General features: G+C 69.7%; 15 protein-coding genes and 1 pseudogene. 8 read left to right on the forward strand and 8 right to left on the reverse strand.

Annotated elements, in window-relative coordinates; translation table 11 throughout:
* Positions 1-75: 75 nt before the first annotated feature.
* Together ACWD0F_RS29225 and ACWD0F_RS29230 are read left to right on the forward strand one after the other, a co-directional pair.
* Positions 76-1,440, forward strand: a complete 1,365-nt coding sequence (locus ACWD0F_RS29225) for a glycoside hydrolase family 6 protein (protein WP_449880846.1) — start codon at positions 76-78, stop codon at positions 1,438-1,440.
* Between the two features lie 111 nt (positions 1,441-1,551).
* On the forward strand, positions 1,552-2,538 hold the full coding sequence (locus ACWD0F_RS29230) for an LLM class flavin-dependent oxidoreductase (protein WP_449880848.1): 987 nt from the start codon (positions 1,552-1,554) through the stop codon (positions 2,536-2,538).
* Positions 2,539-2,550: 12 nt separating this feature from the next.
* Here the strand turns inward: ACWD0F_RS29230 and ACWD0F_RS29235 are convergent, their stop codons facing one another.
* The 5 genes from ACWD0F_RS29235 to ACWD0F_RS29255 form a co-directional block, all read right to left on the reverse strand.
* Positions 2,551-2,985 carry a hypothetical protein gene (locus tag ACWD0F_RS29235; RefSeq protein ID WP_449880850.1) on the reverse strand — a complete coding sequence of 145 codons (435 nt, stop codon included), beginning with the start codon at positions 2,983-2,985 and terminating at the stop codon, positions 2,551-2,553.
* A gap of 10 nt (positions 2,986-2,995) precedes the next feature.
* Entirely contained in the window at positions 2,996-4,072 is a 1,077-nt protein-coding gene (locus ACWD0F_RS29240) for a DUF6745 domain-containing protein (protein ID WP_449880852.1), read from the reverse strand.
* Between the two features lie 69 nt (positions 4,073-4,141).
* Positions 4,142-4,597 (reverse strand): hypothetical protein, encoded by a 456-nt coding sequence (locus ACWD0F_RS29245; protein WP_449880854.1) that lies wholly within the window; start codon positions 4,595-4,597, stop codon positions 4,142-4,144.
* The gene (locus tag ACWD0F_RS29250; RefSeq protein WP_449880856.1) at positions 4,581-5,348 is read right to left on the reverse strand and encodes a PAS domain S-box protein; all 768 of its coding nucleotides are present in this window, start codon (positions 5,346-5,348) and stop codon (positions 4,581-4,583) included. Before ACWD0F_RS29250 ends, ACWD0F_RS29245 begins: the two co-directional genes overlap by 17 nt.
* Before the next feature lie 111 nt (positions 5,349-5,459).
* Entirely contained in the window at positions 5,460-5,846 is a 387-nt protein-coding gene (locus ACWD0F_RS29255) for a hypothetical protein (protein ID WP_449880858.1), read from the reverse strand.
* 109 nt (positions 5,847-5,955) lie between these two features.
* On the opposite strand from ACWD0F_RS29255, the gene ACWD0F_RS29260 reads away from it, so the two are divergent.
* From ACWD0F_RS29260 to ACWD0F_RS29270, 3 genes are all read left to right on the forward strand, one after another.
* Positions 5,956-6,192 carry a hypothetical protein gene (locus ACWD0F_RS29260; protein WP_449880860.1) on the forward strand — a complete coding sequence of 79 codons (237 nt, stop codon included), beginning with the start codon at positions 5,956-5,958 and terminating at the stop codon, positions 6,190-6,192.
* 97 nt (positions 6,193-6,289) lie between these two features.
* Entirely contained in the window at positions 6,290-7,315 is a 1,026-nt protein-coding gene (locus tag ACWD0F_RS29265; RefSeq protein ID WP_449880862.1) for an ATP-binding cassette domain-containing protein, read from the forward strand.
* Positions 7,312-8,148 (forward strand): ABC transporter permease, encoded by an 837-nt coding sequence (locus ACWD0F_RS29270; RefSeq protein WP_449880864.1) that lies wholly within the window; start codon positions 7,312-7,314, stop codon positions 8,146-8,148. The genes ACWD0F_RS29265 and ACWD0F_RS29270 overlap by 4 nt, the downstream gene beginning before the upstream one ends.
* A gap of 1,689 nt (positions 8,149-9,837) precedes the next feature.
* Here ACWD0F_RS29270 and ACWD0F_RS29275 read toward each other — a convergent pair.
* Positions 9,838-11,301, reverse strand: a pseudogene (locus ACWD0F_RS29275) (BTAD domain-containing putative transcriptional regulator); the annotation flags it as partial.
* 460 nt (positions 11,302-11,761) lie between these two features.
* Here ACWD0F_RS29275 and ACWD0F_RS29280 point away from each other — a divergent pair.
* Positions 11,762-12,406: a DNA alkylation repair protein gene (locus tag ACWD0F_RS29280; protein WP_449881155.1), complete on the forward strand. Its 645-nt coding sequence runs from the start codon at positions 11,762-11,764 to the stop codon at positions 12,404-12,406.
* A gap of 232 nt (positions 12,407-12,638) precedes the next feature.
* Here ACWD0F_RS29280 and ACWD0F_RS29285 read toward each other — a convergent pair whose 3' ends face one another.
* Positions 12,639-13,796 carry a hypothetical protein gene (locus ACWD0F_RS29285; RefSeq protein ID WP_449880866.1) on the reverse strand — a complete coding sequence of 386 codons (1,158 nt, stop codon included), beginning with the start codon at positions 13,794-13,796 and terminating at the stop codon, positions 12,639-12,641.
* 15 nt (positions 13,797-13,811) lie between these two features.
* Between ACWD0F_RS29285 and ACWD0F_RS29290 the strand changes: the two genes are divergently transcribed.
* On the forward strand, positions 13,812-14,078 hold the full coding sequence (locus tag ACWD0F_RS29290) for a hypothetical protein (RefSeq protein ID WP_449880868.1): 267 nt from the start codon (positions 13,812-13,814) through the stop codon (positions 14,076-14,078).
* Positions 14,079-14,170: 92 nt separating this feature from the next.
* Here the strand turns inward: ACWD0F_RS29290 and ACWD0F_RS29295 are convergent, their stop codons facing one another.
* Positions 14,171-14,416: an RICIN domain-containing protein gene (locus tag ACWD0F_RS29295; protein WP_449880870.1), complete on the reverse strand. Its 246-nt coding sequence runs from the start codon at positions 14,414-14,416 to the stop codon at positions 14,171-14,173.
* A 261-nt stretch (positions 14,417-14,677) separates the two neighbouring features.
* Between ACWD0F_RS29295 and ACWD0F_RS29300 the strand changes: the two genes are divergently transcribed.
* Positions 14,678-15,439, forward strand: a complete 762-nt coding sequence (locus ACWD0F_RS29300; RefSeq protein WP_449880872.1) for a DUF899 family protein — start codon at positions 14,678-14,680, stop codon at positions 15,437-15,439.
* Positions 15,440-15,545 lie beyond the last annotated feature (106 nt).

A 15,545-nucleotide genomic window follows, 5' to 3' on the forward strand; every position in this document is an offset into this window, starting at 1 on the left:
TGAGCGGGCGGTGACGTCTACCTACCATCCGGGTGCCGGTGGGAGCGCTCCCACACAACGGACGGAGTGGATTTCATGTCTCGCAGAAGGTCCATGTTGGCGCTGCTCGCCACCGCGGCCGCCACGGCCGCGGCCGGCGCGGTCGTCCTGACGTCGTCCACCGCCCAGGCCGCCGACTCCGCTTTCTACGTGGATCCACAGACGAACGCGGCCAAGTGGGTCGCCGCGAACCCCGGCGACAGCCGTACCGCGGTGATCAGAGACCGGATCGCCGCCGTGCCGCAGGGCCGGTGGTTCGCCACGTACAACCCGGCGGCCGTGCGCGGCCAGGTGGACGCGTACGTCGGCGCCGCCGCGGCGGCGGGCAAGATCCCGATCGTCATCGTGTACGACATGCCGAACCGTGACTGCGGCGGCGCCAGCGCGGGCGGCGCGCCCGACCACGCCGCCTACCGGGCCTGGATCGACGAGATCGCGGCCGGGCTCGGCGGCCGGCCGGCCAGCATCGTCCTGGAGCCCGACGCCCTGGCGATCATGACGAACTGCATGAACGCCGCCCAGCAGGCCGAGGTGAAGGCTTCCATGGCGTATGCGGGCAAGCGGTTCAGGGCCACGTCGTCGCAGGCCAAGGTCTACTTCGACATCGGGCACGACGCCTGGTTGTCCGCCTCCGAGGCCGCGTCCAGGCTGAACGGGGCCGACGTGGCGAACAGCGCGGACGGCATCGCGGTCAACACCTCCAACTACCGCGCGACCCCTGGGCTGGTGTCGTACGCCAAGAGCATCATCGCGGCGACCGGCGTGTCCCGGCTCAAGGCGGTCATCGACACGAGCCGCAACGGCAACGGTCCGGCGGGCAGCGAGTGGTGCGACCCGGCGGGCCGCGCGACCGGGATCTGGAGCACCACCAGCACGGGTGACTCCGCGATCGACGCCTACCTCTGGGCCAAGCCTCCGGGCGAGGCGGACGGGTGCATCGCGGGGGCGGGGCAGTTCGTGCCGCAGCGGGCGTACGACCTGGCCATCGCGGCGCCCACACCCACGATCACCCCGACGGTCACTCCCACCGTCACCCCGACCGTGACCCCGACCGTGACGCCTACGGTCACCCCGACCGTGACCCCCACCACGGGTCCCGGCGGCTGCACGGCGACGTACAAGGTGACGAGTCAGTGGAACAACGGCTTCCAGGCTGAGGTGAGCGTCAAGAACACGGGCTCGTCCGGCATCCGCGGCTGGAAGGTCGGCTGGTCCTTCCCCAACGGCCAGACGATCTCGCAACTCTGGAACGGCACCCTGTCCGGCACCGGCACCGTGAGCGTCACGAACCTCGCCTGGAACGGCGCCGTCGCCGCCGGCGCGTCGGCCACGTTCGGCTTCCTCGCCAACCACACCGGTCAGAACGGCACCCCTTCCACGGTGACCTGCACGGCCTCCTGAAACCCCGTGAGCCCCTGCGCACCACGCGCAGGGGCTCACGCCGGAAATAACGCCACCTTTCCGGCTGTTGCACAGAGCCAGGTCGAATCGCTCTGTGAAAGGCGCGTACTCATGGCTCTGCCGTTGTCCATCCTTGATCTGGCGCACATCGGCGAGGGGGAGACGGCGAGCGACAGCTTCACCGCCAGCGTGGCCCTGGCCCAGCGGGCCGAGGAGCTGGGTTACCAGCGCATCTGGTACGCCGAGCACCACAACATGGACAGCATCGCCTCCTCGGCGACCAGCGTTCTCATCGCTCACATCGCCGCTCATACCCGGACGATCCGCCTCGGCGCCGGTGGCATCATGTTGCCGAACCACGCTCCGCTGACCATCGCCGAGCAGTTCGGCACCCTCGAAACGCTGCATCCAGGACGCATCGATCTCGGTCTCGGCCGTGCTCCCGGCAGTGATCAGCCGACCATGCGCGCCCTGCGCCGCAGCCCCGCCTCCTCGGACGCGTTTCCGCAGGACGTTCTGGAACTCCAGGGGTATCTGACGGGCGACACCCGGATTCCCGGCATTCACGCCACGCCCGGCAAGGGCACCAACGTGCCGCTCTACATCCTCGGTTCCTCCCTGTTCGGCGCGCAGCTCGCCGCGGCGCTCGGGCTTCCGTACGCGTTCGCCTCGCACTTCGCGCCCGCCGCGCTGGAGGAGGCCGTCGCGCTGTACCGGCGCGAGTTCCAGCCGTCGGCGCAGCTCGACCGGCCGTACGTCATGGCCGCGCTCAACGTGGTCGCCGCGGACTCCACCGAGGCGGCGCAGGAGCAGTTCGTGCAGGCCATGCGCTACCGGGTGAGCCGGTTCCTCGGGCGGGGACGCGCGTTCACGCCCGAGGAGGCCGACATGATCCTGGAGTCGCCGGCCGGGCAGCAGATCGCCGGAATGGCGAAGTACTCGGCGGTCGGCGACCCGGGTGAGGTCGAGGATTACCTGACCAGGTTCGGCGAGCGGGTCCAGGCCGACGAGCTCATCGTGGTGTTCTCCGCGGTCGACAGGAAGGCGTGGCTGCGCTCGGCCGAGCTGCTGGCGGAGGCGCACGGCCTGACGCCGTAGAGATCGGACGTATCAGTCGGCGACCCGGCGGGTCCGCCGGCCGTCGTGCTCGCGCTGGCGGCGCACCACGTACGTGCCGGGCGCGCAGCCTGTCGCGCCGTGCTCGGGATGTAGCAGGTAGACGACCGCCGAGGCGATGAACATGCCGATGGCCAGCAGGTCCCTGTCCGTCACCCGCCTGGTCCACCGGCAGGTGCCGGGCTCGGCGACGAGCGTGTGCGGGTTGCCCCCGGCCGTGCCGCGCAGCAGCTCGACCCCCTCGGGAGGCACCTCGTGCCAGCCGTCCCTGGGCCACTCCACGGAGGTGGCGACGACGGAGAGCGGGATGACGATCAGGTCGCCCTGGGCCTGGAGGCCGTCGACGACGGGGATGCGGACGGACTGCTCAAGATGGTCGAGCACGGTGAGTCCGGTCTGCCGGGAAAGGGAAGCGAGCGTCACAGTCATGGGAATCACCTCAGGTTCGGCGGAGAAGCATTGAGTACTGCCCGGCGGACAGTCCATAGGTCCAGCCGGCGGCGGCCACCGGGTCGTCCAGGAAGGCCGGAACGGTCAGCCCGTATCGTCGGCGCAGCCCGTCGCGTTCGAGTGACCCGTTGACCGCCAGGATCACCCGAGTGGCCCCGCGCATGTCGTAGAGCCGCAGCTCGGAGCCGGGATTGCCGGGATCGGGCGCGGAGCCGACGAGCCTGAGCCCGGCCTGCTCGATGTAGGAGGACCAGCCGAGGCTCTCGATCGCACACCGCCTGACCTCGACGTTCGCCTCCTCGGCGATGCGCCGCACGGTCGGATCCGTGACCACCCAGGAGGGGACCCGCGTGCCGTGCCAGGAGTGCAGGTCCCAGCCGTCGGTGTAGCGGATCGCGGGGCCGTCCGGGCAGTGCAGCCGCACCTCCCCGTCGTCGCCCGCCACCTCGGTCCGCAGGGAGACAGGCCGTTCGGCGATTACGCACACGCCTTCATGGGGCCACCACCAGGAGCACGACTTGGCCGCCGCCACCCACAGGCCGAGCCGCCAGAGCTGCTCGGCGGTGAAGACCGCGCCGGCGATCCGGCGCAGGGCGTCGTAGTGGGCGACCCACGCGGGGGACAAGGTGCCGTACCAGCGGCTGACCTGGTAGAACGGGGTGTCGTGCACCGCCTCCAGCGCCGGGAGCAGCGCGCGGGCGACGGACTGGGTGAGTGAGCCGCGGACGGTCTGCCGGATGACCTGGTCCAGTGGCCGCTGCACCCACGTGACCTGGCTGTCGAGCTCGCGGCACAGCTCGTTCATCAGCGTGGTGAACCGGGCGGGCAGCGGCCAGGCGGGCATACGCTCGGCGCTTTCGGCCGGTCGTACCCCTGCGGGCCGGGTCATCAGGGCGGCGAGCGGCGACGGCACCCAGTGGAAACGTGGTGGAGCGAGCCCGATCAGGCGATAGAGCTCCGAGATGGCCGCCTCGGCGGCCGGACGGTCGGCGGGCAGCGTCGACAACGCCGAGCCCAGCCATTCTTCGCGGATGTCTGCAGCTTCCCGCTGCAAGAGAACGCTCACCAGATGAGGGTGGCGTCGTCCTTTCTCACGATCATGGCACGAATGGTGACAGATCGGCGCGGCCGATGTCTAGTCCGAGGCTCTGGGCCGGGTCACGTAGGGACCCGTGGCCTCGGAGACCGGCGCTGGGGCGAGCCCCGCCGAGACGAGCTGCGCCCGCAACGCCACCACGGTACGTTCGAGCGCGCGGATCTGGGCCTGGAGGCGGCGGATCTGGTCGCGCATCGCGGTCGCGGAGCTCTGCTCGCTGGCCAGGTCGGCGGTCACCTGGTCGGACTGCCCCTGCATCCGGGCGAGCTGCTTCTCCAGCTGGCTCAGCGCGTCCTCGTAGATGGTCTTGGCCCGCAGGAAGGCCTCGGCGTCGACCTTGGAGTGCTCCAGCTCGGCCTGGCGCTCGGCCTGGAGCAGCGCGGTCTGCTGTGTCTTCTTGTTGGCGTCGGTGGCCGACCGGAAGGCGAGATAGGCCACGCCCAGGGGGACGGCACCGACGGAGATCTGGAGCAGAATGTCACTCAGTGCTGGCATCGCCACCTCCGACTGCCTGGATCACGCCTGTGTAAGTGATGCCGTCGTCGCTGTGCCAGGCGTTGATCGTCAGCGCGATGGCGAACTCGCTGCCGTCACGATGCAGGCCCACCAGCGGGATGATCCGCCCGGACAACTCGGAGCGGCCCGAGTCGCGCACCCGGGTCAGGCCCGCGGCGTGCTGCGCCCGAAAGCGCCTCGGCATCAGGAACGTCATCGGACGCCCGACGGCCTCCTCCGTGCTCCATCCGAATAAGCCGGTGGCCTGCGGGTTCCAGGACTGGATGAGCCCGGCCGAGTCGGCGACGATGACGGCCGACGAGTCCGCTCCCGGCAGGCGGTCGATGGTCGCCGCGGCCTCCGGCCAGGTGGCGATCAGCGCGATCCAGCCGCCGAACCCCAGCCAGACCGCCCCGGCGACCCAGCCGCGCGGGTTGGCGCCGGTGAAGGTCGAGATCAGGTTGACCAGGCCGTACAGCAGGATCAGCGCGGTGGCGGCGGCGAAGGCGACGCGGTCGGAGCGCATGAACGTCTGCACCAGGCAGAGGAACCCCATGGCGCCCCAGGCGACGGCCCAGACGATGAGCGGGGCGATGGAGGCGAGCATGGCGTAGGCGGGGGTGGCGCGCTGCTCGGGCGGCGCGAACGCCAGCGAGGCGGCGATCACCAGGCTCACCAGCCCGACGAACGCGAGGGAGGCGCCTCTTCTGCCGATGCGGCGCAGGACACGAGCGGTGACTTCGTTACCCACGGTGTTTAGGTTAATGCATACAGTTAGAGAATAGGGGAGGATTTACAGGGGATATGCCAGTCGATAGTCGACAGGTGGGCTCGCTCTTATGCTCCCGTTGCGTGGCTCGCTTCAGCGTGACTTTCTCATGGCCGGCACGAATCCGCCCCGCACCCGTCCGGTGCCGGCCGCGGCCGTCCAATCGAATGTCATGCACCGCCGGTCGACGACCATCACCACCGCGCCGCCGGCCCGCTCCACAGCATTGCTCCAGGCCAGGCCCATGTCCACTTCGTCGGGTTCGCTGATCCCGTCGACCAGGAGCTCGAACGTGCCCGGCCCGTTGATGATCGAGACCGTCAGGCCGGCGCGGAACGTCCAGCCCGTGCAGACGGCCGGCCGGCCCGTCGAAAGCCGAAATATGGGGAATTGCACGATTGGCTCGGCCGAATAGAGCACCAGGGTGGGAATGGCACCGCCGAGATGGCGCACATGCTCGCGGGGGACACGGGATGGCACGCGGCGAGTATGCCAGCCTCGATGTGCCGGCAACGCGGAACAGCCATAATTCCGTTAACTCCTGACCATGGGATATCCACCGATTTGGCGTGCTGGCTAGAGTGACCGCATGACAACTCTCAGCTACGACGTCGAGACGCTCCAAGCCACGTTTCCCGGCTGGTCGTTCTTCCGCAGCGACGAGGCGGTGTTCTACGCGACCAGGCGTGGGGTCCGGCTTCGCGAAGCCGACATCCACCTGGGGCTGCACCAGACGGTGACCGCGTACGACCTGGGGGCGTTGACGGAGCTGCTCCAGCACCAGGAGCGGGTGGCGGCTTCGGTCGGGTTGTCGCTGACCTCCTGACGCGTGGATCCCCGAGCCGCTGCCGCGTGACGGCTCCCGGCAACCGGTGAAACCTGGTCGAGGGTGCCGTGAAACTGGCGCCCCCGACAGTGAAGCCATGAGCATCACAGAACTCGGACGCACCGGGGGCGGCCCGGCCCCCGGCAGGGGCACAGAGCTGGCCGTACGTGCGGAAGGGCTGGTGAAGACCTTCGGGGAGCACCGTGCCGTCGATGGGATCGACCTGGACGTACACCCCGGTGAGATCTTCGGCGTCCTCGGCCCGAACGGCGCCGGCAAGACCACCATGCTCCGGATGCTGGCCACCCTGCTGCCGATCGACGCGGGCCGGGCCGAGATCTTCGGGGTCGACGTGGCCGGCAACCCGCACGTGATCCGCCAGCTGGTCGGCGTCACCGGACAGTACGCGTCGGTCGACGAGAACCTGACCGCCCGCGAGAACCTCTGGCTCTTCAGCCGCCTGCAGGGCATCGCCGCACCACGCGCCCGGCGGATCGCCGGCGAGCTGCTGGGCCAGTTCGGTCTGGAGGCGGCCGCCGACAAGCCGATCGCGCAGTTCTCCGGCGGCATGCGCCGGCGCCTCGACCTCGCGGCCAGCCTGATCACCAAGCCACCACTGATCTTCCTCGACGAGCCGACCACCGGTCTCGATCCCCGCACGCGCGGCCAGATGTGGGACACCATCCGCGGCCTGGTCGCCGACGGCTGCACGGTGCTGCTGACCACGCAGTATCTGGACGAGGCCGACCAGCTCGCCGATCGCATCGCCGTCATCGACCACGGCCGCAAAGTCGCCGAGGGCACCCCCGACGAGTTGAAGACCGCGGTCGGCAACTCCGCCCTGCAGTTGCTGCTCGCCGACCCGGCCGAGGTGCCCGTCGCAGTGGAGGTCGTGCGGCGCGTGCTCGGCTCCGACCCGGTACTCAGCCGGGAGCCGGGCCGGTTCAACGTCGCGCTCGACCAGGCCGACCTGGCCGCCGACGTACTGATCGCGCTGCGTACCGCCGGGGTGTCGATCTCCTCGGTGAGCGTGGACAAGCCCAGCCTGGACGAGGTCTTCCTCGTCCTCACCGGCCACGGGACGGATGGGGACGACGAGACCGGCACGGAGGAGAACCGATGAGCACCACGATCGCACCCGCCCGCGAGGCGGTCCGCGCCGCCGAGCGCGTGGCGGCCGCGCGCCGGCGCGTCTCCCCGGGCGAGACGTTCAGTCAGACCCTGACGATGGCGTGGCGGGCGCTCAAGAAGATGCGACGCAATCCGGAGCAGTTCTTCGACGTGGCGCTGCAGCCCATCCTGTTCACCGCGATGTTCGCCTTCATCTTCGGCGGCGCCATCGCCGGCGACGTGCAGAGCTACCTGCCCCTGATGATTCCCGGCATCCTCGCCCAGACCGTGCTGACGACGTGCATGGCCACGGGCACCCAACTTCGCGAGGACATGGAGAAGGGCGTCTTCGACCGGTTCAAGTCGATGCCGATCGCCCGGATCGCGCCGCTCGCCGGTCCGATGGTGGCCGACCTGCTGCGCTACACGATCGCGGCCACGCTGACCTTCGGCATGGGCCTGGTGATGGGCTACCGCCCTGGCGGCGGCGCGGGTGGCGTGCTCGCCGCGATCCTGCTGTCGATCATCACGGGCTGGTCGCTGGCGTGGGTCTTCACCTGGGTCGGCACGATCGCCCGGAGCGCCCAGGCCGTGCAGGGCATCTCCATGATGATCATGTTCCCGCTGACGTTCCTGTCGAACGCGTTCGTCCCCATCGAGACCCTGCCGAGCTGGCTGGCGGCGTTCGTCCGGATCAACCCGGTCTCACACCTGGTCACGGCCGCCCGCGACCTCGCCAACAACGCCACCGTCAGCGGAGAGGTGGCCTGGACGCTCCTGGCGTGCGTGATCGTCATCGCGATCTTCGCGCCGCTGTCGGTGAGCAGCTACAAACGGCACATGTGACCGCCGCCCGTGACGGCCGCGGACCTGTTCGACGCGACTTCGCGCCTCGTCGAGCAGGTCGGAGCCGCGCCGGCTGCCGTACCCGGCCCGCACGGCGGCGATCATCCCGGGCGCGGCCCGCTCCGCGTGCGGTTCGATCCGCTCGAAGGCCATGCTCGGCAGGCTGTTGTTGTACGAGAACCGCTCGGCCAGCACCAGCAGCTCGATCGCGTCGCGGGGGGCCAGGGCTCCCCGCAGCAGCCCCCAGGCGCCGAGCGCGAAGAGCATCATGCCGCACACCGGGTAGTCGAGGACCGGGTTCTTCACGGTCAGCAGGTCGTAGCCGATGACGGTGGAGAACAGCTCCTCGCCGTACCGGACGTCTTCCTGCGGGGCGTGGTACGCGTACGCCGTCAGGGCGATCGACTCCGCGCTGATCGTCCACATCGTGGTCTCCTCGGGCGGCATCCCGGGCAGCCGCAGGTCGCGCGCCCGCTGGACGGCCAGGCGGTAATGCGCGAGCGCGGCGGCCGTATCGCCGCGGGCGAGGGCGAACTCGGCCGTGCACCCCAGGACGAGCGCCGTCCCGCCGAGCACCGCCTCGTTGTCGTTGATCCGGGTGATCACGGCGAGCTCGGCCTCCGCGGTGTCGAGGTCGCCGTCGGCGAGCGCGGCGACCAGCAGCACCGCACGGAGCTGGGTCTCGTCGTCGGTGGCGCCGAGCCGGCTCAGCACCGGGATGGCGATTCGCGCGTGCCCGACCGCCCGCCGGCGGTCGCCGAGCTGCATGACCAGGTGGGCCAGCGTGGCGTGCATGATCGCGGCGAACCACGGCCCCTCGTCCCTGTGGAGCATCGTCAGGGTCTGCTCGGCGGCCTCGATCGCCCCCGCCACGTCACCCGCGTTCTCCAGGACGTGGACGTTCGCCTGCGTCGCCGCCCGGACCATGTCCCGGTCGGCGCTCCGGCGCAACTCCGTCAGCCGGCGGTGCACGTCGGCGTCGTCGGCCGTGTAACACGCGAACACCACCGTGGTCATCGCCGCCAGGCGGGGATCCGTCTCGTCGCTGGTGGGCAGCGCACGGAGGAGGTCGCGCAGCGGATCACCGCGGTGGTCGGTGAGGATCACGGCGTTCATGAGCGTGATCAGCATGGCGGCCCTGGTCACCTCGACGAGGTCCGGCGGCGGCAGCCAGCCGGTGATCACCTGGGTGATCGCGTCCAGGTGAACGAGGATCCTGAAGTGGTCGCCGCGGATCGACCACAGCGCGCCGACGCCGGTCACCAGCTGAATCACTGTGACGGCGTCTGACTCGCCGAACGCCTGCCGGAGCAGATCGGAGAGGTTGCTCTCCTCGGCCCGCAACGCGTCGGCCGCCGCGAACTGCGCCGGGCTGAACAGCGCGGAGGAGTGTTCGAGGGCGTACGCCGTCGCCCAGGCCCGCTGCGCCGCCCGAGCGGGCTCCTCCTCGCCGGCCTCCTTCAGCCGCAGCCGCCCGAACTCCCGGACGGTCTCCAGCATCCGGTAGCGGAGGCCGTACGCCGTCTCGCGGACGCTCAGCATCGACTGCTCGGTCAGCGCGTGCACGGCGTGCAGGGCGTCCGGGCCGAGTACGTGCTCAGCCGCGGCCAGCGTGAAACCGTCGCCGAACAGCGACAACCAGCGCAACGCCCGCCGTTCCGGCTCGTCCAGCAGATTCCACGACCAGTCGATGACCGCGAGCAGCGTCTGGTGCCGATCGGGGGCCGTCCGGTTGCCGCCACGCAGCAGGGCGAACCGGTCCGCCAGGCGCCGCCCGATCTCCGGCACCGACATCACCCGCACCTTGGCCGCGGCCAGCTCGATCGCGAGCGGCAGCCCGTCGAGGCGGGCGACGACCTCCCCGACCATTTTCTCCTCGAACCGCACACCTGAGCGGGCGGCCGTGGCGCGCTGGCGGAACAACTCCACCGCGTCGCCCGCGGGCAGCTCGCCGAGCAGGTAGACGCGTTCGGCGGGGATCGACAGGGGGGCGCGCGAGGTGATGAGCACCCGCAGGTCGCGGGTCGTCACGGTCAGGAACGCCACCAGGTCGGCGACGGCCTCGATCACGTGCTCGCAGTTGTCCAGGATCAGCAGCGCCGGAGCCTGGTCGAGATGCTGGGCGATCCGGGCGCGTACGTCGGAGCGCTGCTCGGCGGTGAGGGCACGACGCCCGCTGACCGAGTCGCGGACCCCGAGCGCCGACCCCACCTCACCCACCACGCCGTCGGGTGAGGAGACGCTGACGAGCTCGACGAAGTGAGCGATGGGCTGCGTGGCGTTCCTGCCGACGACATGAGCCAGCCGCGTCTTGCCCAGTCCGCCGGGGCCGATGATGGAGACGACCCGGTTGGTCTGCAACAGGGCGTGCACCGCACGGATGTCGCCGTCGCGGCCGAGCAGCGAGGAACCGTCGAACAGGATGCCCATCCGCACCGGCCGATCCGCGGCGAGGAGTTCGGCGTGGACGCGGGCGAGCTCGGGCCCCGGTTCGGTGCCGAGCCGCGCGACCAGGCCCGCGCGATAGCGCTCGTAGCGCTCCAGGGCGGCGGCGGCGCCTCGTACGGCGGCCTCGCTGCGCAGCAGGCAGGCGAGCAGCTCCTCGTCGTGCGGCCGATCGGCCGCGGCCTCCTCCAGCAGCGGCAGCGCGCCCTCGTGAGCGCCGCTCCGGGCCCGCGCGATCGCCGTCACCCGCCGTGCCTCGGCCACCCACGTCGCCGCGACGTTCCTCAGCTCGGCGAGCGCGCCCGTGGCGCCGTCCAGGTCGCCGGCCACGAGGGCCATGGCCTCTTCGGCGCGGCGGCGCGCGAGCGCCATGTCGTCCTCGTCCAGTGCGGTCCGTGCCTGCTCCACCAGCGTGCCGAGCAGCAGCGCGTCCACCTGGTCCGCCGGCAGTCCGAGCCGGTAACCCCGGGGGATCCGCACCACGACGTCGGCGCCAGTCGCCGCCCTGGTCCGCGAGACGACCACCTGCAGCGCCTTCGTCGGGTTGGCCGGCTCCTCGTCCGGCCACAACTCCTCGACCAGGCGCTCGTCACTGACCCCTGCGCGCCCGTGCAGGGCGAGCACGGCCAGCAGGGTGTGCGCGCGGTCGCCGACCACGCGCGCACCCCGCCAGCGGACGCCGTCGAGCAGGACCAGTGTGGTGGACACATCATCAGCTTACGGACGAATCACAGGTGAGGAGCGTGACCGCGCGGGTATCCACCGGCCCCTTTCTCTTCTCGCAAGCCGACCAAGCGCTTGACGGGGGTGGGGATCCGCATCCACCGTCGCACGCCATGCGTTCGGGGCAGCGATCCGGCCTGTTCCAAGAGCGACGTGGAAAACGAATGAAAGAGCTATGAACCGGCGAACATATGCCTGGTGATCAAAAGTGCGGACGATGGTCCATGACGTTCATCGGTCATTCCCGTCTGGCCGCAGGATACTCGGCCGCTGATCGAGAACGGCATGCGAGGCATGCGTCTGCCGGCCCAGTCCTTTTGGAGGGCGCCAAGGTGGACATCGCCGACAGGAGGCCGGCTTCCGTCGTAGGCTGAATTTCGCGCGTGATGAACAGGAGGCCGAAGTGGCCGAGACTACGCAGACCGAGACGATGGTGGCCGAGGTGATGGCCGAGCTGGCCGGACTCGAAGACCCGAAGATGCGCGAGGTGAACGAGAAACACGGTGACGATCATGGTGTGAACCTCGGCAAGCTGCGCGCGCTCGCGAAGCGGCTGAAGACGCAGCAGGAGCTCGCCGGCCGGCTCTGGGAGACGGGTGACACCGCGGCGAGACTGCTGGCGATCCTGATCTGCCGCCCGAAGGCGTTCGAGCGTGCCGACTTGGACGTCATGTTGCGCGAGGCGCGCACCCCCAAGGTGCACGACTGGCTCGTGAACTACGTGGTGAAGAAGAACCCGCACGCCGAGGAGCTGCGCCTCGTCTGGTTCGCGGATCCGGACCCCGTGGTCGCGAGTGCCGGCTGGGCGCTGACCACCGAGCGTGTGGCGAAGAAGTCCGAGGGTCTCGACCTCGCGGGACTGCTCGACGTCATCGAGGCGGAGATGAAGGACGCCCATGATCGCCTGCAGTGGGCGATGAACCACTGCCTGGCTCAGATCGGGATCGCGCACGCCGAGCACCGCGCCCGTGCGATGGACATCGGTGAGCGCCTGGAGGTGCTCAAGGACTACCCGACCCCTCCGGGTTGCACGTCTCCGTTCGCGCCCATCTGGATCACCGAGCTGGTGCGGCGGCAGCAGGACAAGTAGCTGAAAGCGGACGTCCACCAGCGTCAACGTGTCGCTCCGGGAAACCGACAACAACGTCAAAGCGCACGTTCGTCATGAATGTCTTAGTGTGGAAAGTCGATGGATTTGTTCGGCAATAAGGACACCCAATTGCCGAACATTATCGAACGCTGACGACGCCTTGAGGTCGAGGATATTGTAGGCGGGGCAGGTGAGGAGTTGTTCTATTCCGCCGACAATCCATCATCGACAATCAAGACATGGGCGTATGAACTCCTCGATAATATCCAGGTCCACGCGGTTCGTGGTCACCGTTGTGCTTCCTGTATCCGTGACCATCATCACGATGTCGGCCCTCGTGTCGACGACGCCGGCCTTCGCGGACGCACACCATGGCGCCTGCCAGAAGTATCACACGATAAAACACGGGAAAAAGATCAGCAAGATATTCTGCCATGTCCGACCGGGCCCGCAGGGGCCGGCGGGACCTCAAGGCGAGCCTGGCGTGCCGGGACCGCAGGGCGAGCGGGGCGAGACGGGTGAGCCGGGTGCTACGGGCGACCCGGGTAAGCCGGGTAAGCCGGGTAGGCCGGGTCTGCAAGGTAAGCCGGGTCTGCAGGGTGAGCAGGGTTTCCCGGGTCTGCAGGGTAAGCCGGGTCTGCAAGGTAAGCCCGGCCTGCAGGGTGAGCAGGGTTTCCCGGGTGTGCCGGGTCTGCAGGGTGAGCGGGGCGAGCAGGGTTCTGCGGGTTTGCCGGGTGTGCCCGGCCTGCAGGGCGAGCCCGGTGCACCCGGTCTGCGGGGCGAGCGCGGCGAACCTGGTGAGCCGGGTTACCCGGGTGAGCAGGGTCCGCAGGGTGAGCGGGGCGACACGGGTGATCCTGGTGAGCCCGGTCCGCAGGGCGATCAGGGTGAGCGGGGCGACACGGGCGATCCTGGGGAGCCGGGTCCGCAGGGTGACCCGGGTGAGCGCGGCGAGCCTGGTGAGCCGGGTTACCCGGGTGAGCAGGGCCCGCAGGGCGACCCGGGCGAGCGCGGCGACCCAGGTGATCCGGGTGAGCAGGGCCCGCAGGGTGACCCGGGTGAGCGGGGCGACACGGGCGATCCGGGTGAGCCCGGTCCGCAGGGTGACCCGGGTGAGCGCGGCGAACCTGGTGAGCCGGGTTACCCGGGTGACCAGGGCCCGCAGGGCGACCAAGGCGAGCGCGGCGACCCAGGTGATCCTGGTGAGCAGGGCCCGCAGGGCGACCCGGGTGAGCGGGGCGACACGGGCGATCCTGGGGAGCCCGGTCCGCAAGGCGATCAAGGCGAGCGCGGCGACCCTGGTGAGCAGGGTCCGCAGGGTGAGCAGGGCGAGAGGGGCGACACAGGTGATCCGGGTGAGCCCGGTCCCACCGGCGAACCCGGCCCGCAAGGCGAGCCGGGGAGGGTGCTGCCACCGCTCTACCTGATCGGTTCTCCGGTAACGCTGGACTACGTCAACGACTATGCCGATGTCGTCGGTGGCTACTGCCCGCCCGACACAGCGGTCATCGGGGGCGCCTGGAACGCAGACAACAGGTACGTGAACAACTTCCGCTGGGAGCCCACCGAGGACGGCGGCGCCTGGCGTGGAAGGTTCTATTACGAGGGGAACTCGCTCAGCCCGGTGACGACCGTCACGGTCACGTCCATTTGCCTGCCGATTCAGCCATGACGGCAGTCTGACAAACCGATGGCGGCCGGTCAGCCTGAAAGGCGCCGGCCGCCATCGGCATGGAAGCCTCAACCCACCGGCGACAGCCGGGATCAGACCCAGCGCTGCCCGGCGCTGCCGGTGTATTCCCATTGAATGGCATGGGCGCCGTTCTCGGTGCTGCTCGCGCCGATGGCCGGATATTTGTTACTGCCGAAGTTGCGAATCCGATAGTATCCGGGCGCCGGAATGGCGGTCAGTTCCCGGGCGCCGGTTTCCGCCCCGGCAGCAGTGCCGAACATCGGCACGAGGGCGGCGACCCTCGCGACGGCCAAGGCAGCAATGGATGAACGCAGCATGTTCGCCAACCTCGTCGATCCGACCGCCGTACGTGGCGATCATCGGCAGCACAGGTCTCGAAGATCGTAATCTTCGGATCACTAGACGAACAGCCCTCAGGCAATGCCGCCAGCCGGTGGTGGCGTCGCCGTGCGGCGATGAGTTTCGGGCGGGTCGCGGGTCTGTTCCAGTGACCGTCGTAGAACGTACGACGGTCACTAGAGAACAGACCGTCGTAGAACGTACGACGCTGCCTGGCACGACACCCCATGGAGGACACCATGACCACCGCGCTGCCCGACCGCCCGCCCATCGTCGACCAGGCCACCTGGCAGGCCGCCCGTGACAAGCTTCTGGTCTGCGAGAAGGCCCACACCCGCGAGGGCGACGCCATCGCCGCGGCCCGCCGCCGGCTGCCGATGGTGGAGCTTGACGGAACGGTCGAGGTCGTCGGACCTGATGGCCCGGTCCCGTTCCTGGACCTGTTCCAGGGCCGCGACGAGCTCGTGGTCTATCAGCACATGTGGCACGACGGCGCGCCGCACCAGGGGCAGTGCGAAGGCTGCACCACCGCGGCCTGGCACCTGAAGGACGCCGTCTACCTCAACGCCGCCGGCGTCTCGTTCGCCATCCTGACCACGGGCCGGTGGGACGAGGTGGCCGCCTACGTCGAGTTCATGGGCTACACCCAGCCCTGGTACTCGGTGCGCGACGTGGAGGCGCCGGTCGGCGGAGACATGGGCTACCTCGCCTGCTTCCTGCGCGACGGCGACCGCGTCTTCCTCACCTACTCCACGACGGGCCGTGGCAACGAGCCGGTCAACCTGTCCTTGAGCCTGCTCGACATGACGCCTTACGGCCGCCGCGAGGTGTGGGAGGACAAGCCCGAGGGCTGGCCCGAGGGGCACCGGCCGTGCTGGTCCTGGCGCTCGGACGCGGACGGGAACGCCGACTGGGGCCCGACCAGCCGCCCCGTGCCCCAGTGGACCCGCCCCGGCGCCACCCCCGTGGAGACTCTCGGCCGGAACGGCCACCACCACTGACGGACAGGGCCTGCCTGGCCCCGATCGCACGTGAGAGGTGCCCATACGGACCGGCTCCAGATCAATGGACACCTCCCACCACTCGTCAGATCCTCGGCCGTGGATC

The organism is Nonomuraea sp. NPDC002799, from assembly GCF_053592075.1.